The 22728-nt window shown below is 60.1% G+C and carries 21 protein-coding genes and 1 tRNA gene; 13 read left to right on the forward strand and 9 right to left on the reverse strand.

Going from position 1 to position 22728, the window contains the following annotated elements:
• The 3 genes from ACE3PP_RS02575 to ACE3PP_RS02585 all read left to right on the forward strand — a co-directional run.
• Positions 1-450: LemA family protein (locus ACE3PP_RS02575; protein ID WP_374377633.1), on the forward strand; the 450-nt coding region annotated here is incomplete at its 5' end.
• Positions 450-1232, forward strand: a complete 783-nt coding sequence (locus ACE3PP_RS02580; protein WP_374377635.1) for a YgcG family protein — start codon at positions 450-452, stop codon at positions 1230-1232. The genes ACE3PP_RS02575 and ACE3PP_RS02580, both read left to right, overlap by 1 nt.
• 25 nt (positions 1233-1257) lie before the next feature.
• Positions 1258-1854: a TPM domain-containing protein gene (locus tag ACE3PP_RS02585; protein WP_374377637.1), complete on the forward strand. Its 597-nt coding sequence runs from the start codon at positions 1258-1260 to the stop codon at positions 1852-1854.
• Here ACE3PP_RS02585 and ACE3PP_RS02590 read toward each other — a convergent pair.
• Entirely contained in the window at positions 1849-2895 is a 1047-nt protein-coding gene (locus ACE3PP_RS02590) for a GGDEF domain-containing protein (RefSeq protein ID WP_374377639.1), read from the reverse strand. The two genes, ACE3PP_RS02585 and ACE3PP_RS02590, sit on opposite strands and share 6 nt — an antisense overlap.
• A gap of 132 nt (positions 2896-3027) precedes the next feature.
• Here ACE3PP_RS02590 and ACE3PP_RS02595 point away from each other — a divergent pair, with 132 nt between their 5' ends.
• Positions 3028-4521, forward strand: a complete 1494-nt coding sequence (locus ACE3PP_RS02595) for a M81 family metallopeptidase (protein ID WP_374377641.1) — start codon at positions 3028-3030, stop codon at positions 4519-4521.
• On the opposite strand, the gene ACE3PP_RS02600 is transcribed toward ACE3PP_RS02595, so the two are convergent.
• A complete protein-coding gene (locus ACE3PP_RS02600) occupies positions 4518-5324 on the reverse strand; it encodes a class I SAM-dependent methyltransferase (RefSeq protein ID WP_374377643.1) in 807 nt (268 codons plus the stop codon). The two genes, ACE3PP_RS02595 and ACE3PP_RS02600, sit on opposite strands and share 4 nt — an antisense overlap.
• Positions 5321-6181, reverse strand: a complete 861-nt coding sequence (locus ACE3PP_RS02605) for an alpha/beta hydrolase (protein WP_374377645.1) — start codon at positions 6179-6181, stop codon at positions 5321-5323. The genes ACE3PP_RS02600 and ACE3PP_RS02605 overlap by 4 nt, the downstream gene beginning before the upstream one ends.
• A 247-nt stretch (positions 6182-6428) precedes the next feature.
• Between ACE3PP_RS02605 and rplM the strand changes: the two genes are divergently transcribed.
• The 4 genes from rplM to ACE3PP_RS02625 all read left to right on the forward strand — a co-directional run bounded on the left by rplM (position 6429) and on the right by ACE3PP_RS02625 (position 8947).
• Positions 6429-6893, forward strand: a complete 465-nt coding sequence (gene rplM / locus ACE3PP_RS02610; protein WP_374377647.1) for a 50S ribosomal protein L13 — start codon at positions 6429-6431, stop codon at positions 6891-6893.
• 2 nt (positions 6894-6895) lie between these two features.
• Positions 6896-7399, forward strand: a complete 504-nt coding sequence (rpsI, locus tag ACE3PP_RS02615; protein ID WP_374377649.1) for a 30S ribosomal protein S9 — start codon at positions 6896-6898, stop codon at positions 7397-7399.
• 91 nt (positions 7400-7490) lie between these two features.
• Entirely contained in the window at positions 7491-8411 is a 921-nt protein-coding gene (gene argC / locus ACE3PP_RS02620; protein WP_374377651.1) for an N-acetyl-gamma-glutamyl-phosphate reductase, read from the forward strand.
• 2 nt (positions 8412-8413) lie between these two features.
• The gene (locus tag ACE3PP_RS02625) at positions 8414-8947 is read left to right on the forward strand and encodes a gamma carbonic anhydrase family protein (RefSeq protein ID WP_374377652.1); all 534 of its coding nucleotides are present in this window, start codon (positions 8414-8416) and stop codon (positions 8945-8947) included.
• A 6-nt stretch (positions 8948-8953) separates the two neighbouring features.
• On the opposite strand, the gene ACE3PP_RS02630 is transcribed toward ACE3PP_RS02625, so the two are convergent.
• From ACE3PP_RS02630 to ACE3PP_RS02645, 4 genes are all read right to left on the reverse strand, one after another.
• Positions 8954-10624, reverse strand: a complete 1671-nt coding sequence (locus tag ACE3PP_RS02630) for a methyl-accepting chemotaxis protein (RefSeq protein WP_374377654.1) — start codon at positions 10622-10624, stop codon at positions 8954-8956.
• A gap of 54 nt (positions 10625-10678) precedes the next feature.
• The gene (locus ACE3PP_RS02635; protein ID WP_374377656.1) at positions 10679-12361 is read right to left on the reverse strand and encodes a methyl-accepting chemotaxis protein; all 1683 of its coding nucleotides are present in this window, start codon (positions 12359-12361) and stop codon (positions 10679-10681) included.
• Positions 12362-12513: 152 nt separating this feature from the next.
• On the reverse strand, positions 12514-13923 hold the full coding sequence (glnA, locus tag ACE3PP_RS02640) for a type I glutamate--ammonia ligase (RefSeq protein WP_374377658.1): 1410 nt from the start codon (positions 13921-13923) through the stop codon (positions 12514-12516).
• Positions 13924-13964: 41 nt separating this feature from the next.
• Positions 13965-14303 (reverse strand): P-II family nitrogen regulator, encoded by a 339-nt coding sequence (locus ACE3PP_RS02645; RefSeq protein ID WP_133613898.1) that lies wholly within the window; start codon positions 14301-14303, stop codon positions 13965-13967.
• 208 nt (positions 14304-14511) lie between these two features.
• On the opposite strand from ACE3PP_RS02645, the gene ACE3PP_RS02650 reads away from it, so the two are divergent.
• Positions 14512-15798, forward strand: a complete 1287-nt coding sequence (locus ACE3PP_RS02650; protein WP_374377660.1) for a flavin monoamine oxidase family protein — start codon at positions 14512-14514, stop codon at positions 15796-15798.
• Here ACE3PP_RS02650 and ACE3PP_RS02655 read toward each other — a convergent pair.
• The gene (locus tag ACE3PP_RS02655) at positions 15792-17114 is read right to left on the reverse strand and encodes an NAD(P)/FAD-dependent oxidoreductase (protein ID WP_374377662.1); all 1323 of its coding nucleotides are present in this window, start codon (positions 17112-17114) and stop codon (positions 15792-15794) included. The two genes, ACE3PP_RS02650 and ACE3PP_RS02655, sit on opposite strands and share 7 nt — an antisense overlap.
• Before the next feature lie 123 nt (positions 17115-17237).
• On the opposite strand from ACE3PP_RS02655, the gene ACE3PP_RS02660 reads away from it, so the two are divergent.
• Entirely contained in the window at positions 17238-17624 is a 387-nt protein-coding gene (locus ACE3PP_RS02660; protein WP_374377664.1) for a DUF805 domain-containing protein, read from the forward strand.
• A 78-nt stretch (positions 17625-17702) separates the two neighbouring features.
• On the opposite strand, the gene ACE3PP_RS02665 is transcribed toward ACE3PP_RS02660, so the two are convergent.
• A complete protein-coding gene (locus tag ACE3PP_RS02665; protein WP_374377666.1) occupies positions 17703-18887 on the reverse strand; it encodes a pyridoxal phosphate-dependent aminotransferase in 1185 nt (394 codons plus the stop codon).
• Positions 18888-19243: 356 nt separating this feature from the next.
• Between ACE3PP_RS02665 and ACE3PP_RS02670 the strand changes: the two genes are divergently transcribed.
• The 3 genes from ACE3PP_RS02670 (at position 19244) to ACE3PP_RS02680 (ending at position 22668) form a co-directional block, all read left to right on the forward strand.
• Positions 19244-19320 (forward strand) — tRNA-His (locus ACE3PP_RS02670).
• A 121-nt stretch (positions 19321-19441) separates the two neighbouring features.
• Entirely contained in the window at positions 19442-20692 is a 1251-nt protein-coding gene (locus ACE3PP_RS02675) for a tetratricopeptide repeat protein (protein ID WP_374377668.1), read from the forward strand.
• Positions 20689-22668, forward strand: a complete 1980-nt coding sequence (locus ACE3PP_RS02680) for a tetratricopeptide repeat protein (protein ID WP_374377670.1) — start codon at positions 20689-20691, stop codon at positions 22666-22668. Before ACE3PP_RS02675 ends, ACE3PP_RS02680 begins: the two co-directional genes overlap by 4 nt.
• Positions 22669-22728 lie beyond the last annotated feature (60 nt).

The following is a 22728-nucleotide window of genomic DNA, read 5'->3' on the forward strand; positions in this document are numbered from 1 at the left end:
ACCGTCAAGGGTTCGGCTGATTTCGAGAAGTCGACACTTGAGGCCGTGGTCGAGGCGCGCGCCAAAGTCGGGACCATGCAATTGCCCAGCGACCTGCTGACGAATCCCGAGGCGATGCGTGCGTTTGAAGCAAATCAGGGTGCACTCACATCCGCTCTCTCGCGCTTGATGGTCGTGGCGGAGCAATATCCGAACCTCAAAGCGACAGAGGGGTTCAAAACCCTGCAAGCGCAATTGGAGGGAACTGAGAACCGTATCGCCGTAGCGCGCCGGGACTATATCGAGACCGTCCGTCACTACAATACCGAGCTGAAGACGTTCCCAGGCGTCGTGTGGAAGAGCCTCCTCTACGCAGACCGTGAACCGATGCAGCAGCTGCAGGTCGATCCAGCGAAGCAGGAAGTGCCGACAGTTGATTTCGGCACGAGCGGCAACACGACGGGCAACTGATGACGAAACAGTCGGTGGTCGGTCGCATCGCGCAGACGGTCTGGACTGTATTCATTGTCGCCGCCATCTTCAGTGTGGCGCAAGCCCACGCCGAAGCGCCACCACTACCGACACTGACGGGGCGCGTCGTCGATGAGGCGGGCATTCTTTCGGCGGGCACCGAAGCCGATATTTCGGCCAAGCTTGAAGCGCATGAGAAAGCGAGCAGTGATCAGATTGTCGTGGTGACGCTGAAAAGCCTCCAGGACCGCCCGATCGAGGAATGGGGATTGCGCCTGGGCCGTGAATGGGGCATCGGGCAGAAAGACAAAAACAACGGTATCGTCTTCCTTATCGCACCGAACGACCGCGAGCTGCGCATCGAAGTCGGTTACGGTTTGGAAGGAACCCTCCCGGACGCCACGGCAAATGATATCATCCAGTCCGATGTCATACCGCATTTCCGGCAAGGCGATATGGAGGGTGGTGTCACAGCCGGGGTCGATGCGATCTTGGCCGTACTGGGCGGCACATACACGCCTCCTCAACATTTCACCGAATCCAACAGCGTTTCGCCGCTCGCCGATACCCTGGTGCCTATCGGCTTTTTTGCTGTTGCCGTAACAGTTGGCATCCTGATGAGTCTGCGTCGCCGGTGGGACAAGAAGCGTAACCGCTATGTCTGGTACATCGCCAAAAGCTCGGGCGGGAGTTCCGGTTCCTTCAGTTCGGGAAGCAGCAGTGGCGGCTTTTCGGGTGGCGGCGGGTCCTTTGGTGGCGGTGGCGCCAGTGGTCGTTGGTAGGGGCGGCGTAATGGTCACTGAGGAAATGCGTATCAAGATCGAAGCAGCGATCGCAGCTGCCGAGGCCAAGTCCCGGGCTGAGTTTGTCGCTGTCATTGGCAAACGGGCCAGTGAATATCGAGCTACCGGCTTTGCACTTGCAACGCTTATCGCCTTTCTTGGCGGCATTGTCGCTTGGCTGACGATTCCCTGGGTTCTGGCGCGGGACATTCTGCTCGGTGAATTTGCGATCTTCCTGCTTGCCCTTGCGGCGTTCGAGCTGACCCCGCTGGGTGATTATCTGACGCCGACACATCTTAAGAAGAGTGCCGCGCAGCGGTGGGCGCGGGCTGTCTTTCTGGAACAAGGTCTGGCGTCGACGGCGGAGAGAAATGCTGTGCTATTCTTCGTGTCGGCCGCCGAACACCATGTCGAAATCATCGCCGACCGGGCCCTGAGCGAGAAGGTCCCGCCCGGGAAATGGCAAGAGATTGTCGACGGGTTTGCCAAGGATGTGCGCGCGGGCGCCATCGAGAAGGGTTATCTGGACGCGATCGCTCGTTTGACAGAAATCGTTTCCGAGCATTTCCCGGCTGCGGGCCCCAGAGAGAATGTGATCGGCAACCGGCTGATCGAGCTATAGCGCTTCGGTGGCGACCCGGTTTCGGCCGTCTTTCTTGGCTCGATAGAGGGCTTGGTCGGCCCGCGTAATGAACTCTTCCAAGGCTTCCCCGCGTCGAAACTGCGCAACGCCGATTGAAACGGTCACGGCACCGTAGACTTGACCGGTTGTCCGGTTCTTCAACGCATGCGCCGCAAGCCCGGTCCTGAATTTGTCGGCTCGGTCGACAGCACGGTCCAGCGCAGTCTGCGGCATCAGCATGGCGAACTCTTCGCCGCCATAGCGGGCGGCGCTGTCATTGCTGCCAACCATCTGCTTGAGCCGGGCTCCGACCAGCTTCAAAACCTGGTCGCCGACGCGGTGGCCATAGGTGTCATTGAACTTCTTGAAATGATCGATATCGATGATCAGCAGGCAAAGATCGCCTTTCTGTTCGTTGACTTGCTGCGACCGGAATTGAATGGCGAGATCGAAGCTCTTGCGGTTGCCGATACCGGTGAGGGCGTCGGTCAATGCATCCCGGCGGGCTTGGTCGAGCCTGGATTGAAGGGCGGTGATCTTTGAGGAGCTTTGCTTGAGCTGCAACTCGAGCGCCTGATTGCGCTGACCGATCAGTTTGGTCGCGTTGATCAGTTCGCCGACCAGGTCTTTCATCGAGTTCGGATCGATACGGCCACTGCCCAGAGAGCCACTCGCCTTGCTCAAGGTCTGACCGAATTCATTGGCATCGAGGCCGGCTTGAGTGACCTGCCGGATAACGTCAGCCAAGGTGTTCTGCAATTCGTCGCCGGTCTGTTGCAGGCGCTCTTCGGCCCCTGGTTCGCGGAAATATTTGTCGAAGAGTTCCTGGATGTTGCTGGACGAAACGGTTTTGCCGCTGAGCAGCAGGGCGTCGAGGTCGCGCCGCAGCTCTGGGACGGTCCCGGAGAGGTAGTTGTACCAAACGCAAAAATTGCCTGGCGTCGGCGATATCTCGCGCATCGCCATTTCTGCGATCGCCGTGGCCGCATGCTGGGTTGCGGTATCGACGTCTTCGATCATAAAAATCGGTGCTTGCGCCATAGCGAGTCGATATCCCTGTCCCCGTGGCGGGCGAGAATTTCACAAAGGCTAAGCTACGCCAAGTATTGATTATCTTCCCAAAATGCTCTTGGTTTGCAGGGAAATCCAGAGCCTTCAGCGAGACCTTTAGAAATGGCCAGAATTGCAATCGGCGGCTTTCAGCACGAGACAAATACCTTCGCACCCGTGCGTGCCAGCTTTGAGGATTTCGAAATGGCCGATGGCTGGCCGGGGCTCACACGGGGGGAAGCCATTTTCGAGACCTTCAAGGGAATCAATCTTCCCTTGCCGGGCTTTATCGACGCAGCCAAGGCCGCGGGGCATGAGCTTAGGCCACTCCTCTGGTGCTCCGCATCTCCGTCCGCGCATGTGGAACGTGGTGCCTTCGAGCGCATAACCGGCGAGCTGATCGACCTCATCAAAAAGCAAGGCAAGCTTGATGGCCTTTATCTGGATCTCCACGGGGCGATGGTCACGGAACATTTCGAGGATGGCGAAGGCGAGATTCTGGAGCGTATTCGCGCGATCGTCGGGCCGGCTCTGCCCATCGTCGTCAGCCTCGACCTCCACGCCAATCTGACGGAAAGAATGGTGCGCCATGCGTCGGCTCTGGTCGTCTGCCGGACTTATCCGCATGTCGATCTGGCGGAAACGGGTGGGCGAGCGGCCGATCTCATGACCCGGCTTCTCCGCCACGGGCCGCTCGCAAAGGCGATGCGCCGCGCCGACTATCTGGTGCCGCTGCCTTGGCAGTGCACGCTGATCAATCCTGCGGCGGCACTCTACCGGGTCGTTGAGGAGGCCGAAGGGCAGGGGAGGGCGGCGAGTGCCTCGTTTGCATTCGGCTTCCCGCCGGCGGACATCGCGGAATGCGGTCCGGCCGTAGTCGTCTATGCAGAAGATGCCGCCAGGGCGAATGCCGAGGCCGACCGGTTGATCGGCATGGTGAATGCGGCCGAAGCGGAATTCGCCGGCAAGATCTGGCAAAAGGACGAAGCCGTCCGTTACGCCATGAACAAAAGCGCTTCGACCAATCGACCGATCATCCTTGCCGATACCCAGGATAATCCCGGTGCCGGTGGCAATTCAGATTCCGTCGATCTTCTGGAAGCGCTCGTCTCGCTGAAGGCAGCGGGCGCGGTCTTCGCCAACCTCTACGATCCGGAGACGGCCAAGATCGCCCACGAAGCTGGCCTCCATGCCAGTTTCGAACGCGGTATCGGTGCCTGGTGCGGATCGTCCGGGCTCGAGAAATTCCGGGGCCGGTTCGAGGTGCTGGCATTGGGTGACGGCAATTTCAAGGCGACCGGGCCATTCTATCGCGGCAATCAGATGCAGTTGGGGCCGATGGCGTTGCTGGGGATCGGCGGCACCAAGATTGTCGTTACCAGTCGCAAGCAGCAGGCAGCCGATCAGGCGATGCTGCGGCACCTTGGTGTCGAACCCCGCGATGCTAAAATCCTGGCATTGAAGAGCTCGGTGCATTTCCGGGCTGATTTCCAGCCGATTGCCGAGGAAATTCTCATTGTGGCGGCGGCCGGCGATAACCCTGTCGACAATCGCGCATTGCCCTACAGGCATTTGCGCAAGGGCATGCGGTTGATGCCGCTCGGCGAAGCTTTCTAGGCTTTCTCAGCGACGAGCAGGACATAATCGCCCTGTGCGTCGCTGAATTGGGCTTTGGTGTCGGCGAACTTGCCGCTGGCCAGTTCCGCGTCGAGTTGCGCCAAGCCTTCGCCGATCTCCTGGGCGAGATCGATTGCCGTAAAGGCAAAGATGTTGCCGCGCACCTTCGCGTCGAAATAGAGCTCCGGCCGATGCTTGCCGCAATAGAGCACAAAATCGACGGGACGTTCGGGGACGTTGAACGGCACCAATTGCGCCAGTCGCAGTCCAGCTTTCTGGAGGGAGGATTCAATCCGAGCGCGTCCGGGCATTCTTGCCACAGCGCGGCGCATCATCTGGGGGAAGTAGGCGTTGAGCCAGAATTGTTCGGCCTGTTCCGGCAGCGCGGTGAAGGCGACGAAGCGCGTGCCCGGTCGCATAACGCGCGCGATCTCAGCAAAGACTGCGTCGAAATCGCGAAGGTGGTGCAACGTCATGGTGCAGAAGGCACCGGCAAAGGTTCCGTCGCGAAAGGGCAGGTATTCAGCGTTGCCAGCCACCCATTCGATCCGCGGTTCTTTGGCGCGCGCGCGCCTCAGCATCAATGTCGATTGGTCAAGGCCGACTGTGACCACGTTCCGATCAGCGACGGCGATCGTGTAATTCCCGGTACCACAGCCAATATCCAACACAGGGCTCGGAAAATCGACCCCAAGCAGGTTGACAATTTCGGCGGCGAGATTCGGATCGGCGCGGCGCGTCCGGTCGTAACCGACACCAATACGGTCATAGACCGCCCCCGATTTTTGCTGGCCGTCGCTCATGACTGAAGCAGATCCGCAACAGCGTGTGCGAGGGGCGATTGGGCGTCGGTCAAGTCGCGGGTGATGGAGAAATGATGCCTGCCAGGAACCAGCATGAAGTTGCTTTCGACGTCGGCACGGCGCAGCTTTTCATGATACCGGCTGGATTGATCGATCCAAAGCGGCGGTTCTTCGGCACCGACGGCCACCAAGCATTTGGCCTGGTGGAGAATGGGTAATTTGAGGGGCGACAGGGACTGGACGTCTTCTGCTCCCAACCGCACTTCAGCCTGGACAGGAAGGCTGGGGACTGGAGAGAGATCATAGATGCCGGTAATGAGGGCGGCAGCGCGCAGGCTACCAGCGTCAAACTCCTCCCCCGACCAATCATGTTGCAGGGCCATGGCACAGATATGGGCACCGGCCGAATTGCCGGCAAGGATGATGCGATCGCGATCGCCATTCAATTCCGCGGCATTGGCCCGCACCCAACGCAGGGCATCGCGCGTCTGTGCCAGCAGTGCCGAGAGAGTCACGGTCGGGCAGAGGTCATAGCCGACGAGGGCCACGGCCGCGCCGGCGGCAATGAGGGGTGGGGCGATGTTGGTGTAATGCTCTTTCGAGAGGGCCCGCCAATAGCCCCCGTGGACCCAGACCAGGATCGGCGCTCGGTCGGTACGCGCTGGGATCAGGTCGATCAGCTGGCGAGGACCTTGACCGTAGCGGCGGTCGAACTGTGCGCCCGATTGGGCCAGTTCCGCCCGGACCTGGCTGGATTGCCGGAGGTCTTCGCCCAGCCAGGATTCATAATCCGGCACCGCGATCCGGGGCATAAAATTGCTGTTCAGCGCCTCTTCCGAGAGGGCCGCTACGTCCACCACAGGCACCGATCCCAACCTAAGTGATTGATTTGCAGCATAATTGACAGGCGGCGTAGAAAAGTCCAGAACTCCATATATATATTTAACGGTATTATAATACCGCACATTAACCTATTGATTTAATTGAACGCACGGTTGCTGCTGCGGTGATAGGTGGTTGACTTCCGGCCCGGCAGCCTTTATCACCCGCGGCGAGAGCGAAGGGGCGGTCCCTTCGACGGCAATTACGCTTGAGTGAAGTGTCATGAAGACCTTTTCCGCCAAGCCGGCCGAGGTGGTGAAGAAGTGGGTCCTGATCGATGCCGAAGGCGTCGTCCTGGGCCGCTTGGCGTCGATCGTCGCCAACCATCTCCGCGGTAAGCACAAAGTCACGTTTACGCCGCATGTCGATTGCGGTGACAACATCATCATCATCAATGCCGACAAGGTCCGTGTCACCGGCAACAAGCTGGAAGACAAGGTCTTCTACTACCACACCGGTCATCCGGGCGGCATCAAGGAGCGTGCCTGGGGCAAGATCCTCGGCGGCAAGCATCCCGAACGCCTGATCATCAAGGCCGTCGAACGCATGGTCCCGCGCGGGCCGCTCGGCCGCGCCCAGATGAAGAACCTGCGCGTCTATGCCGGTTCGGCCCACCCGCATGAAGGCCAGTCGCCGGTGACGCTGGACGTCGCCGCGATGAACCCGAAGAATAAGAGGATTGCGTAATCATGGCGCAAGAACCGCAGAAGATCACAGATCTTAAGGACCTCCGCAGCGCCACCCGTGGCGTCGCCGCTGCTGCCGCTCCGGCCGCTGCGCCGAAGCACGAGCGCAAGGTCGATGCTCAGGGTCGCGCTTATGCGACCGGCAAGCGTAAGGACGCCATCGCCCGCGTCTGGATTAAGCCGGGTACCGGCAAGATCTCGGTCAACGGTCGCGACGTGACGGTCTATTTCGCCCGTCCGGTGCTCCGCATGATGATCAACCAGCCGTTCGGCATCGTGAACCGCGCTGGCCAGTTCGACGTCACCGTCACCGTCGTCGGTGGTGGTCTCTCGGGCCAGGCCGGTGCCGTCCGTCACGGCATCAGCAAGGCGCTCACCTATTTCGAGCCGGACCTCCGTGGGCCCTTGAAGGCCGAGGGCTTCCTGACCCGCGACAGCCGCACCGTCGAGCGTAAGAAGTACGGCCGGGCCAAGGCTCGCCGCAGCTTCCAGTTCTCGAAGCGCTAAGCGCGTCTACCAGCCAGGTTTGGCAAAAGGGGTGCGCATTGCGCACCCCTTTTTCTTTGGGCAAAATCCGACCGCACTTACAGAGGGCGACATGGCGAAATCGGCCAAGATCTTCATTGACGGCGAAGCCGGCACCACGGGCCTCGGTATCCGCGAGCGCCTGATGCATGTCCAGGGTGTCGAGCTCAAAAGCCTCACCGGCGACAAGCGCAAGGATCCGGATGCCCGTCGCGCCATCATGGCCGAGGTCGATTTGGTGGTCCTTTGCCTGCCGGATGATGCCGCCAAAGAATCCGTGGTTTTGGCCGACAGTCTCGGCGAGAAAGCGCCCAAGATTCTCGATGCCAGCACGGCGCATCGGGTCGCACAGGGCTGGGTCTATGGCTTTCCGGAATTGGCCAAGGGCCATGCTTCTGCCATTGCCGCTGCGCGGAAGGTGAGCAACCCCGGATGTTACCCGACCGGTGGCATTGCTTTGCTGCGCCCGCTGGTCGATGCCGGGCTGGTGCCTTCCGACTATCCCGTGACCATCAATGCTGTCAGCGGCTATTCCGGCGGCGGCAAATCGATGATCGAGGCTCATGAAAAGGACGGGGGGCCGGCCTTCGAACTCTATGGGCTGGGGCTCGCTCACAAGCACGTCCCGGAACTCATGGCATTCGGCAAACTGACTCGGCGGCCGATTTTCGTTCCCTCCGTCGGCCATTTCCGCCAAGGCATGCTGGTTTCGGTGCCGCTGCATCTCGACACGCTGCCGGCTAAGCCGAAGGCCGCCGATCTGAAGGCGGCCTTGGCTGCGCATTTCGCTGGTTCGGCGCTCGTGTCCGTGCTGGATGCCGAGAGCAACGGAAAGCTGGAGCCGGAAGCACTCAACGACACCGACAAACTTGAACTGCGCGTTTTTGCCAATGAGGCAGAGCGCCAGGCCGTTTTGGTGGCTCGGCTCGACAATCTTGGAAAAGGAGCATCCGGTGCGGCGGTGCAGAACATCCGTCTGATGCTGGGAGTTTGAGCATGTCCGGTATCGTTATGCCGTTCAAGGGCGTCCTGCCGCAGATTTCTGCGGATGCCTTTATCGCCTCGACCGCTGTCGTGATCGGCGCTGTCGAAATCGGTGCGGAGGCGTCGATCTGGTTCGGCTGCGTTCTGCGCGGTGATTCAAATTCCATCAAGATCGGTCCCCGCACCAACATCCAGGATGGAACCGTCATCCACGTCAATCACGAGCGGGAAGGGGCTGCCGGCACCAAGACGACCATAGGTGCTGATGTAACGGTGGGGCACATGGCGCTTCTTCATGCCTGCACCGTCGAAGATGGTGCCTTCATCGGCATGAAGGCCTGCCTCATGGACGGGGTGCATGTCGAAAGCGGCGCGATGGTCGCCGCCGGCGCCTTGGTGACACCTGGCAAGCGCATTCGCAAAGGCGAGTTGTGGGCCGGATCTCCGGCCAAGCTCATGCGACCGCTGACAGAGAAGGAGATGGCGTACTTCGCCTATTCCGCAAAGCATTATTGCGAAGTCGCCGCCAACTATCGCAGCGCGTGATGGGCCTCAAATAGCGCGGATTCTGGACAGAAACTCTTCCACTTCTCCGCGAAGCGCCTGTGCCTCGCCAGCGAGGGCGCTGCTTGAGGCCAGCATCCGACCGGCTGCATCACCCGTCTGGCCGGCGGCGTTGGTAACGGCACCAATGCTTGAAGACATGTCACGGGTTCCGCTCGCGGCTTGCTCAACACTGCGCGCAATTTCCTTCGTGGCGGCACTTTGTTCTTCTACGGCCGCAGCAACACCCGATGTGATCTGATTGATCTCCTCGATCGTGCCGGCAATGCCACGAATGGCTTGAACTGCCTGATCGGTCTCCGACTGGATGCTGGCGATTTGCTGAGAGATGTCCTCCGTCGCCTTGCCGGTCTGGTTGGCAAGGTTTTTCACCTCAGATGCGACCACGGCAAAGCCCTTGCCGGCTTCGCCCGCGCGCGCTGCCTCGATCGTTGCGTTGAGAGCGAGGAGGTTGGTCTGGCTAGCGATTTCGGTAATCATCTGGACGACAGCACCAATCTTCTGCGCGGCATCGGCAAGGTGCTGGACCTGATTGTTGGTCGATACGGCCTGGGTCGCCGCATCACCGGCGATTTGCCGGGACCGCAGCATCTGCGAGCCGATTTCGCTGATCGACGCAGCCAATTCCTCAGTGGCCGAAGCGACGGAATTGACGCTTTCCGACGCCGCTTCCGAAGTATGACTGACGTGATTTGCCTCTGTTGCAGTTTGTGCGGCAACCTCCGTCATCGACTTCGCTGTCCGCTCCATGTCACCGACGGCTCGGATCACGGATTCCAGCCGACGCGTCACCAAACTGTCAAACTCGCGACACAGCGAGTCAATTGCGCTGGCTCGCCTTTCGCGACGCTCGCGATCATCGGCCTGCTGCCGATCGAGCGCCTGGGCCTTCATGGCATTCTCCTTAAAAACGTCAAGAGCACTTGCCATGGCGCCGACTTCGTCCCGTCGGCCAAGAGCGGGAATGGCAATCTCAGTCTCGCCGTTGGCCAAGCGCCCCATTGCGTCGCGCATCTCGGCCAGTGGCCGCACGATCGAGCGCACCGTGAACAGCAGGCAGAGTCCGAGGATAACAGCGGCAACTGCAGACACACCGCCGGCCAGCCACAACTGGCCAACGAAGGCGCGGTCGACCTTTTCATCCGTACTCTCTGCTGCTGCATCAAGCTTAAGCGTTAGATCACTCATCTGTGAGCCGACAGCATCCGACTCTTTCAAGAACGGAACCAACTGGTCGTTGGCTTTGTAATTCTCGGTAAAGCTTTGTGTCACAAGCGCCTTGGCCTTGTCGCCAAAGGCTGTCATCGATTCAATCGCCTTTTGGTTCTCCTGCTCGATTTCGTTGGGCAGCGGCGCAGATGATAACGCTTGCAGGCGAGCGCTCAGGCGCCCCAGATGTTCCGCAGCCGCAGCCTCAATCTTTGGCCGCATATCCTTGTGACCGGCCCGACCTTCGCGCAGCGCCGACAACACATCGCCACTCAACGCAGATCGCATCAGATCAGATTCCAATTGATTGCGCAATGCACTGGCAACTGCTGAGACGGCCGCAGCGCCATTTCGAGTTCGTTGCATGCCGACAATGCCTACCGCGCTAGCAACAACAACAAGGAGCAGGGCAACAACGCCCGACCAGAGAAGTTTCTGTTTTATGGTCATGCGTGGAATCCTTGGGAGCAGATATCCTATAAGCGCAACTATAGGATGATCCCACTAGAGCGTGCGAATTGTCGACAAAAATTGCTCAACTTCCGACCGCAGCGCCTGGGTGGCAGCCGACAGGGAGTTGCTCGCCCCCAGCATCTGGTTGGCGGCGCTGCCTGTCTGGTTGGCCGCACTTGTAACCGTTTGGATGCTTACCGACATCTCCCGTGTTCCGGTTGCCGCCTGCTCAATGCTGCGGGCAATTTCCTTGGTCGCCGAGTTCTGTTGTTCCACGGCGGTGGCAACGCTGCTGGTGATCTGGTTTATTTCACCGATTGTATTTGCAATGGTTTCAATCGCCTCGACCGCCTGGCCTGTCTCGGTTTGGATATTGTTGATCTGCTGGGAAATATCTTCGGTGGCTTTGCCGGTCTGGTTGGCAAGATTTTTCACTTCGGATGCGACCACGGCAAAACCCTTGCCGGCCTCGCCGGCGCGTGCGGCCTCGATCGTCGCATTGAGGGCGAGGAGGTTGGTCTGGCTGGCAATTTCAGTGATCATCTGGACAACAGCGCCGATTTTCTGTGCCGCTTCAGCCAGAAGTTTGACTTGATTGTTGGTGTTCATGGCCTGGCTCGAGGCATGGCCTGCGATTTCCCTCGATCGCATCATCTGGGAACCGATCTCGCCGATCGATGCTGCGAGCTCTTCCGTGGCGGCAGCAACCGAGTTGACATTCTCCGACGCATTTTCGGCGGTACTGCTGACATGGCTTGCTTCGCTTGCGGTCTGCGCAGCGACCTCAGTCATTGACCTCGCGGTTGTCTCCATTTCCGAAATGCCAGTGACGACCGTTTGCAGGCGCTGAGTCACCTGCCTATCGAAGTCCTGGCAAAGGGTCTCGATCTGCCGGGTCCGTTCTTCCCTCCGTTGCTGATCGTCCGCCTGCCGCTCAGCCAATTGGTCACCGCGAATGGCGTTCTCCTTGAAGACCTGGACAGCTTTTGCCATATGCCCAACCTCATCGCCCCGCTCAAGGCCCGGCACTTCGACTGTCCGGTCACCGCCCGCCAAGCGTTCCATCGAATGGATCATGCCGCGGATTGGCCGAGTAATACTGCCGGCTATCAGCCAATTGACGATAATGAGCCCCACGGTCGTAACGGCAGCGACAATTCCAATGATGAAGATGAGATCGTGATTGGTGGATTGGGCTTCGGCGCCGGCGCTATTGCCCATCTTTTCGATCTGCTCGCCGAGCGTTTCCATTCGGCCTTCCAGGTCTGTGAAGGCAACCATGAACTGGGGGAACTTCTCGCGTCCTGCGACCGTGTCGCCAAGGGCCAGCGGCACGATCTCCTGTGCCGACTTGATGTAGGCGTGCAGCGGCGGAACAACATCATCCACAGACTTGCGAATTTCCGGCGCCAATGGGAGCGATTGCAGCCGCTTGATCGACTCTTCGAACGAGCCAACATGTTCTTCAAGGTCGGACTTGATGGTTGCCTGGTCTTCGGGGGAACCGTAGGGACCCGTCACAAGAGCAAAGAGCACATCGCCCCGTAGAGCGTCGTGCATCATGTCCGCCTGCTTCTGATTGAGGACAGCACTCGTCGAGGTGATGGAAATGTCCAATCCATCGTTGCTGCGGAGCATGCCGAAAAGCCCAAAGGCCGCAGTGACTAGCAAAGCGAGAACTGCTGCCAAGCCGACGATCAACAACCGTGTGCGAAGAGAAATCTGCCTGTTCATGGCTTCCCCCGGCTCAAATGACCGAGTGCCATTGTCAGCAATTTAAGTGAATTGTTCCTTAAGCCAACATAGGAATATCCCCCGCAATCAGGCGTAAAAAAAGGCGGCTGGGTTGCCCCAGCCGCTCAGTTGGTACTGCCGCAAGGATTCTATTAGGAGGAGTAGTACATCTGGAACTCGATCGGGTGCGGCGTATGCTCGAGGGCATAGACCTCTTCCCACTTCAGTTCCAGGTACGCATCGATGAAGTCCTTCGTGAAGACATCGCCCTTCAGCAGGAACGAATTGTCTGCCGCAAGAGCTTCGAGGGCTTCGCGGAGCGAACCGCAAACGGTCGGAACCTGCTTCAGTTCTTCCGGCGGAAGATCATAGAGGTTCTTGTCCATCGGATCGCCCGGGTGGATCTTGTTCGCAATACCGTCGAGACCGGCCATCACCATCGCGGCGAAGGCGAGATAGACGTTCGCGGTCGGATCCGGGAAGCGGACTTCGACGCGCTTGCCCTTCGGGCTCGCCGTATACGGGATACGGCAGGAAGCTGAGCGGTTGCGCGACGAGTAGGCGAGAAGCACCGGCGCTTCGAAGCCGGGGATCAGGCGCTTGTAGCTGTTGGTCGACGGGTTGGTGAAGGCGTTGAGGGCCTTCGCGTGCTTGATGATGCCGCCGATGTAGTAGAGGCAGGTCTCGGACAGATCCGCATAGCCGTTGCCGGCGAAGAGCGGCTGGCCGTTCTTCCAGATCGACTGGTGCACATGCATGCCCGAGCCGTTGTCGCCCTTGACGGGCTTCGGCATGAAGGTCGCGGTCTTGCCATAGGCATGGGCGACGTTCTTCACGACATACTTGTACTTCTGCATCGCGTCGGCGCACTGCACCAGGGTGCCGAACTTCACACCGAGCTCGTGCTGCGACGGTGCCACTTCGTGGTGGTGCTTTTCGACTTCGACGCCCATGGCGGCGAGGGTGGTCAGCATCTCGGCGCGGAGGTCGCCGGCCGAGTCAAGCGGTGCCACCGGGAAGTAGCCGCCCTTCACCTTCATACGGTGACCGTGATTGCCTTCCTCGAAACGCTTGTCGGTGACATAGGGCGCTTCTTCCGAGGTGAACTCGACCGAGGTCTTGTTCATCGACACCTTGTAGCGAACATCGTCGAAGACGAAGAATTCAGCTTCCGGGCCGACATAGATGGTGTCGCCCACGCCCGAGCTCTTCACAAAGGCTTCGGCGCGCTTGGCGATCGAACGCGGATCGCGGCCATAGTTCTGGCCCGTGAGCGGTTCAAGAACGTCGCAATAGATGATGAGCGAGGTCTGCGCGGCGAACGGGTCGAGCACGGCGGTGCCGAGATCCGGCGCCAGCGTCATGTCGCTCTCGTTGATGGCTTTCCAGCCGGCGATCGACGAACCGTCGAACATGACGCCTTCGGTCAGCAGATCTTCGTTCACCGTCGAGATGTGGTGGGCGAGATGGTGCCACTGACCAAGCGGATCGGTGAAGCGGAAGTCGACGTACTTAACGTCGTGCTCCTTGATCAGATCTAGAATTTTCTTGACGTCAGACATGGGAGTTTCCTTGCGTTGCGAGGTGATGTTTTGGGTTTCTATCAGATGGCGTCGAGGCCGCGTTCGCCAGTGCGGATGCGGACCACTTCTTCGATGTTGGTAACGAAGATCTTGCCGTCGCCGATGCGGCCGGTCGCGGCTGCCTGGCGAATGGCTTCGATGGCGCGTTCGACCAGGGCATCGTCGAGCACGACTTCGATCTTCATCTTGGGGAGGAAGTCGACGACGTACTCCGCACCGCGATAGAGTTCGGTGTGGCCTTTCTGACGGCCGAAGCCCTTGGCTTCGGTCACGGTAATACCCTGGATGCCAACCTCGTGGAGGGCGTCTTTCACTTCATCGAGCTTGAACGGCTTGATGATGGCTTCAATCTTCTTCATGGGATTCCCCAATGTTGTTGCTGTCCGCCGCGAAGTGGCTGCCCGCGCGTTACAGCAAGGGCCGTGCCAGCAGCTAACCTGTTGACTCATCTTAATTTCGCTGCCTACCCGGAGCCGCAATGCCCAAAAATAGACCTGTCGTGCCTAAAATTTAGGCGACTTAATTGAACGCTTGAGCAACGACCGCGAGCAGGGCAGGATCCCGGCCATGCAGACGGAAATCATCATTATCGGGGCTGGTCTCGCCGGTGCGCGCGCCGCGGAGAGCCTCGCCGCCAAAGGCCACTCAAGCCTGATCGTCGAAGCCCGGGATCGCATCGGCGGGCGTGGTTACACCAGGGGTTTTGCGGAACAGGCACCCTTGCTGGAGCTTGGCGGCTCGTGGATCACGCCCTGGCACACCCGGATGCAGGCTGCCTGCACGCGGCACCGGATCGAATTGCTGCCGACCGTCCCCGTGCAGAGCCGTCATTGGCACGACGGCAGCGCGCTGCGTACGGATGGCCCCGTTGCATCTGCCGACAGGGTCGACTACGACCGGGTCATCGCGACGATCGTCAGCGATGCCAAGCGCCTGAAGCAGGGCTTCGATCGCGATTTGGCCGGCGCACCGCTGCTCTCGGTCAGTCTGCAGGAATATGTCGACAGGCATCGGGTGGCACGCTCGACGCTCGCACAGCTCATGGCCTGGTGGACGATCTCGGGGGCGGGCGATCCGAAGACGGTCTCGGCGGGCGAGTTCCTGGCCTCCTGCGGCTATATCGATGGAACCCCCGAAGGGATGATGGGGGCGCTCACCCATACGCTCAAGCCGGGCGTCTCGATGCTGGCCGAGCGGATGATCGCCGCTTCCGGCGCCAAGCTCCAGCTCAGCTTTCCCGTGGCGCGCGTCGAACAGAGTGCCGATGGCGTCAAAGTCATTGCGCGAGACGGGCGCCATCTTGCTGCCAAGGCGGCGATCGTGGCGCTGCCGTTCAACATCCTCGGCGACATCGACTTCGCCGGCGCCTTGAGCGCTTCGCAACAGCAGAGCGCCCAGCGCGGCCATGATGGGCGGGCGGTCAAGCTGTGGCTACGGCTGAAAGGAGTGCCGCAGGGACATCTGGTAACCGGCGGCCTCGGACCGCTGCAATGGCTCTTCACGCCCTACGCACCGGACAACGGTACGATCCTGGCAGTCGCCTTCGGACTCGATGACGGATCCTGGCATCCCAATCGGCGGGCCGATGTCGCCGCAGGCCTTGCTGCGATCGCCCCGCAGGCGGAATTGATCGGCTGGGACTGGCACGATTGGTGCGGCGATCCTTTCGCGCGCGGAACATGGCTCTCGACCCCGGCGCATGGCGCCGATCTTTCATCCGGAACATGGGCGCGGGCAGGGCGGCTTTCCTTCGCCACCTCGGATATTGCGCCGGACGGGGCCGGCTGGTTCGAAGGTGCAATGGCAAGCGGCGAGCAAGCGGCCGACACCGTCTCGGCCATGCTCTCTCAATAGCGCGTGCTGGATTTGCCTGTGCGCCCCTCCGCGTAGCGCTCAAAGCGAAAGGCGGAGAGATCGAGGCTCGGCTTTCCGTCGAGCGCCACTTCGCTGGTCAGCTTCCCGACGATCGGCCCCATGCCGAAACCGTGGCCCGTCATGCCGGTTGCGAGAATGAGGCCGGGCAGGGCGGCAACTGGGCCCAGCACAGGAATGCCGTCGGGCATCAAGTCGACATTGCCGGCCCAGCTCTCCACGGCCTGAACGCCCCGTGCCGACGGGAAAAGCGCTTCAAAGCGATGGACTGCATTCCGCACGCGGGCGAAGTTTGCAGGCACGACAGGGTCGCGATCGTGGATCCAGGGGAGCCGCGCTTCTTCGCGCCAAGGCAGCCGGCATTGCAGGTCGCGCCAAGCGCTGGCATTGAGGCAAAAGGTCGAGGCCCGCCAATTATCCCTGAGGCTCGGCAGAAACCAGCGCAGCGCACGAAAGCGGTCGAGAGTCAGATCGACATCGACCTGCAATTCCTCGGCGAGGTTGAGGCTGCCGTCGGGCCGCTGCCGAAAACCGATATGGTGGCCAAAGAAAGCGATGCGGCTGATCGGGGCCAGCGTGTTGGTGCGCGAGCAGGTGAAGCGCGCGATCTGTTGCGGCAGATCAAGCCCAAGGCCCCGCATCACGCGAAAGGACGACGCTCCGGCCGCAAGGATGACGATGCGTGTCCGGATGGCCCCGGCCTCGGAAATGACACTCGCCACCGCGCCACCCTGTCGTTCGATGGCGATTGCACCACAGCCTTCGAAGAAAAGAGCGCCGAGTTCACTGGCCTTGCGCGCCAGAGCCGGCGATACTTTGCGTGGTTCAGCCTGGCCCTCGCTCGGTCCCCATAGCGCACCGGGCCCGGGATTGGTGAGGCCCGGCATCAAAGCCGATACCTCTTTGGGTGCAATCACCCGTGCATCGATGCCGAAAATGCGATCCCGGGCGGCGCCGATTTCAAACTGTGCCAACTCAGCTTCATCGCGGGCCAGGAACAGGTTGCCGTCCTGGCGCCATTCGATATCAGCGCCGAGCTCAGCCTCAAGTCCCCGCCACAATTTCATGCCTTCAATCATGAGGCGCGTTTCGGCGGGATCCCTGTCCATCGCGCGAACGAAACCCCACGCCCGGCCGGATTGCTGGCCGGCGATGCGTGCTTTTTCCAGCACCACAACCTTGGCCCCGCGCCGGGCCATGTAATAGGCGGCTGCACAGCCTTGGATACCGGCACCGATGATGACGGCGTCGGCAGCGGCGGGCATGTTCTGCTGGGTGAAGGTTGAAACGACAGGCATGCCCCATCCTATGCGGAAACGGGCAGGGGCGAGAAGGCACCTTAAATGGGATTGCCGTCCGCCACTTATTTGTGCACGGTCGCGCGATGGGGACGATTCGCACTCTATGAAAAGGGGGAATCGATGGACAATCTGAAGTCGATCTATCTCACGAATACCGGGCGCATTGCGCGCATGCCGTATTTTCTCTACAGCCTCGGGCTCATCGTCATAGCCGTGGTCTTGGCCTTCATCCTGACAATGATCCTCGGTCAGTTCGGCATTCTGGTGACCTATCTGCTGCTGCTGATTCCATCTTACAATTTGATGGCAAAGCGCCTGCAGGATTTCGACAAGCCGGGCAATTGGGCCATCGGTGTCATCGCGCTGGGTATTCTTGCCGGCGTGCTTGGTTTGGTGCTGCCGACCTTCTCCGGCCTCGTCAGCCTGCTGCAACTCCTCTTGGCCCTGCTGATCCTTTTCGTGCCGGGCACGAACGGGGAAAATAGGTACGGCCCGCAACCAGCCTGACGTGCGATCCGGCCTGGCCATGAAAAAGGCCCGCCAAGCTTATGCCTGGCGGGCCCGCTCATTGACGGCAAAGGTGCTTCAGGCGGCCTTGCGCTTCTCCAGGAAGCTGCCGATCCGCTTGATCGCCTCGCCGATGTTCTCGATCGAGTTGGCGTAGGAGATCCGGAGGTAGCCTTCGCCATAGGATCCGAAGCTGGTGCCGGAAATGCTGGCAACGCCGGCTTCATCGAGGAGCGCCACTTCGAGTGCTTTCGACTTGAAGCCCGTGCCCTTGATGTTCGGGAAGGCGTAGAAGGCGCCATAGGGGGTGATGCAGGAGACGCCGGGCAGCTTGTTGAGCTCGGCCACCGTGAAACGGCGGCGCTCGTCGAAGGCCACCATCATCTTGGCAACGTCGTCCTTCGGGCCGGTGAGGGCGGCAAGACCCGCCCACTGGGCCGAAGCGTTGACGCAGGAATGCACGTTGATGCACAGACGCGTCGCATGTTCGATCAGGCTCTTCGGCCAGACCGAATAGCCCATGCGCCAGCCGGTCATGGCATAGGTCTTCGACCAGCCGTCCAGCATGATCAGACGGTCGGCAATTTCCGGGTACTTCAGGAACGAGGTGTGAACCTTGCCGTCATAAAGCATCTCGGAATAGATCTCGTCCGACATGATGGCGACGTTCGGGTGCTTCTCCAGACCCTTCACCAGCTTGTCGATCTCGCCCTTTTCGACGATGCCGCCGGTCGGGTTGGCCGGCGAATTGACGATGATCAGACGGGTCTTCGGCGTGATGCGCGACAGCACGTCCTCGGCCTTGAAGCCGAAACCGTTCTCCTCGAGGAGCGGCAGCGGAACCGGGGTGGCGCCCGAAAATTTGATGGTCGATTCATAGATCGGGAAACCCGGGTTCGGGTAGATGATCTCGGCACCCGGTTCGCCGAACATCATGATGGCGAAATACATGGTGACCTTGCCGCCCGGCACGATCAGCACATTGTTCGGGTCGACCGTATTGATGCCGTGACGGCGGTTGAGATCGTCGGCCACCGCCTGGCGCACTTCGGGGATGCCGTTGGCCGGGGTATAGCCATGATGCCCGTCGCGGAGCGCCTTGATACCGGCTTCGACGATATGTGCCGGGGTCTGGAAGTCGGGCTGGCCGATCGACAGGGCGACGATGCTGCGGCCCTGGGCACGCAGGGCGTTGGCGCGCGCCAGCACCTCGAAGGCGGATTCGGTTCCAAGGCGGCTCATACCGCTGGCTAGCTGAAGCATTGGTCTTTCCCCGATCAATAAGGTCTCACCGGCCACGGGGGCAGCCCCGGTCCGGAACGGTGCGGCAGTTTAGGTTGCTTGCTGTCCCCTGAGCGGCTCCCTGCGACGGATTGTTATACTTAGGCGACAAGAGGGGTCTTTGGCCCGCAACTGCGGGCATTTCTCCGATAATTCAGCCGTTAATTCTGACCTCCCGCCCTGGCCACAAAAGCTGCACCGGAAGGCGAAATGAAGCCCCCGGAGCGCGGGAGAACCCACGCCAAGGCGGCCATTTACCTTGACGGCGCTGCGGGCCTCGGTTACATCGCTGGCCGCAAGCCGAGACGGGACACGTTCCCGGCCTGTGGCTCCTGGTGGCGGGTGTAGCTCAATTGGTTAGAGCGCCGGATTGTGATTCCGGAGGTTGCGGATTCAAGTTCCGTCACTCGCCCCATCTTTCCAGTGCCTTAGGCAGTCTTCCTCACAAAAACATTGTTATCGGCTCAAATGCGCGCAGTTGCGCCATGCGATGATTCGACTATGGTTAAGCAACCTTTGGCTGTACGGGCGGTCAGATGCACCAATTGTCGCGAATTCGCTATTGCAGGCTTTCAGGCGCCTTCCTCCTTCTGTGCATTTTCTCCGTCTTCGATGCCCGTCACAGCGCGGCCAAATCCAACTATCTGGCCCTTTGCTGGGCTGCGGACGCCACTGACCGGATGCGCGTTGAAGCATGCGGGTTTGCCGGCCATGACCGGGCGCTATCGGATGAAGACCGGGCCCTCGCTTTGGCGCGCCGCAGCGACACGATCGTTGGGCAGTTGAAACACGAACCCAGGCGGTCTGATCTTCGGGCCATTGTCCGGACCGACCTGGAAGAGGCACGCCGGCTGGCGCCCGAGAATCCCGACGTTCAACGGTCCTATATCGCGTTCAACAGCCATGATCCGGGCACGATCGACAATCAACTGGCAGCGATCGACAGCCTGATCGGGCAGGGTGACGAGAGTGCGGAAATACTGTTGCAAAGAGGGATAGCCTATTTTCAGCAAGGCCAGAACGAGAAGGCACTGGCCGATGTGACCAAGGCCACCAAGCTCGACCCGCACAATGTCGACGCGCTGATGACCGCCGGACAAATATTGACGACTTTGATGCGTAACGATGAGTCGGTCGCGGCATTCACACAGGCACTCGCACTGGCGCCGAACCGCAATGACATCAGGTTGCAGCGCATCGGCCCGGCCGTCGCGTCGCAACAATTTGAGGTCGCCAAGGAAGATGGTGAACTGGGCCTGACCGGCGACTTCGCCAAGGCGCGCATATGGGACCTCCGCGGTGTCGCCCATTATGCGCTTGGCGACTATAAGGCCGCAGCCGCAGATTTTGCGACACAGCTGCAATTGGACAATCTCACGAGCCGGGCCGTTATTTGGCAATTCCTCGCTGAATTCCGGGCTGGTACCGCCGACGCTTCGACTGCATCGGCCAAAGCGAGAGAATTAGGTGCCCAGTGGCCTTCGGCCGTTCTCGCCTACTTCGCTGGCCTTGGGGACCTTTCTACTGTCTTCGCCCAAGCAGGTGATTCACCCAAGGAATTGCGCGAAGTCCGGGCCGCTCAAGCCCACTTTTACATCGCCGAATGGGCACTATTGACCCGAGGAGGGCCGGGCTTAGTGCGTGAGCACCTTGCTGCTTCGGAAAAGGCAGGCATGACGTTCGGAACGGCGCAGACCCTGGTAGGGGAGACGCCGGTCTTCATCAACGACAACAATATCCTCGAGATGTCGATGACTGCTGCGCGTCTGCGGGAGGTTGGACCATGAACTGGCTCCGCTTGGGCATAGGGGGTGTCTTTCTTCTGGCTGTGGCGGCTGGCGGGGTAGCTGGCTACTTGTCGGTCGATCCCTTGCCGCCAACACCGGTCGCCGCAACGACTGCGCCAACCGAGCCCGACATGGGCGAAGCCGCACAAGCAAGCTACGGCCCGGAATGGCCGGTTTGCCGGGACATGGACAACAATCCGCGCCTACGTCTTCGCGCGTGCACGACATTGCTGGAGCGAAAGGTGCTCACGCCGCAACATCAATCCTGGGCGCTCAACTACCGGGGAACGGCCTACCGGCAGCTTGGAAGATATCGCGAAGCAATTCACGACTTCACCGGTTCGATCGAGATCGATGGCAAGAACCATGCACCCTACGTGAACTTGGCGAGCATGGCGCAAAGTCATGGGCGGTTGACCGAAGCTCTTGAACTTGCGGACAAAGCGATCGCCCTGAAGCCGGAGGACCAATCGCCATACTGTATCCGCGCAAAGGCTTTGCTGAAACTCGGTCGCAACAAGGATGGGCTGGCGACACTTGAGAACGCTGAGAAATTTGGCCCGCTTGGCGATTGCTCCCTGCTCGTCCGTGCCGACCTGCTGGTGGCTGAGGGGGAGCGTGAAAAGGCCCGCGCTGTCCTTGCCGGTGTTGGCAAAACAGCGAAAATGGCCAGCCACGCGATGTGTAAACAGGCCCGACTCTTGTCCGAAGAGGGCAAGACCAAGGAGGCATTCAACCTATATCGGCAGGCAATGGAGCGGGACCAAGACAATATCTGCGCTGCCTTGCATGTGGCGTCTTTGGCCCCATACGTTCTGGATTTCGAAAATGCGATGGCCATTGTCGATCAGGTGATCGCAACCCATCCCCAAGCGCCTGAGCTGCTCTGTTATCGAGGCACGATTCTCAGCATGCAGAGTCGCGAGAGCGATGCGCTCGCGGCCTTCAACGAAGCGATTGAACTTGCTCCTGCGCATGCCTGCGCATACGTCTATCGTAGCGAACTCCTTGCAACACAAGGCGATCTGCGCGCAGCTCTGGCCGATATCGAAGCGGCCATTACACTGGATCCCGAATGGCTGGATATGTTGCGCCGGCGAGGTGACATCCTGGTTCGACTGAAGCGCTGGGATGATGCCCTCAAAAGCTACGGCGGGGAAATAGAGCGCGATCCGAAGAACATTGACGCCTTTCAGGCGCGTGGGGAAACCGAGTTGATCTTGCAGTTCTATCCTCAGGCGGCTGCTGACTTTGCAGCGGCAATCAAGCTGCGTCCTGAAGACGGAATGCTGCATTATCGATCTGCGGTCGCAAATGTTGCCGCACAAACGCCAGCAGCAGCTATATCGACTTGCAGCCAAATAAATACAGAGGATCGCAATTGGTCCCTGTGCCGGATGGTGTCGGCCCAGGCAAGGGTTGTGTCTGGCGATCTCCCCGGAGCTATCCAGGAACTTGCACAGATTCCCAAAGATGCCCCAATTCGGCGCAGCAGCGAGCTTCTCTTGGCTGGTGCATATCTGATGAATGGCGATATGCGTGAGGCGCGGAATGTTGTCGAACGCCATAGGGCCGCATATTCAGACCAGCCATATGGCGCCATTTGGTCGGCCTTGTTGGCGCGGGCGTCGCATCAGCGGCCCGCAGACGACATTCGACGTTTGGCGAAGGCAAACGATATCTGGCCCACACCCATCCTGAAATGGCTGGTCGAAGGTGGCGATGCGCAAACGCTCTTCGATGCGGCAGATACACCGGACCTAAACCTTAGCAAACAGCGCCGCGCCGATGCTGAATTTTACCTCGGCCTTGCTGCTAAGATCGACGGCTCGAAGAATGAGGCGCTACGCCATTTTGTCGCCGCGAAAGACCTGGGCTACCTCGAACACAGCCCCTTCGAATATCCAGCGACATACGGCAATGCGAACGGTAATGAATTCGCGTTGGCGGCCTGGGCTGTCCGGAAAGCTCAATAGCGGCAATGGCCCGCCCGTTTGTGCGCGAACCGGATATTGACAATTCAAGCCAGTGGCCTG

Source organism: Dongia sp. (assembly GCF_041910485.1).
Lineage (GTDB): Bacteria > Pseudomonadota > Alphaproteobacteria > Dongiales > Dongiaceae > Dongia.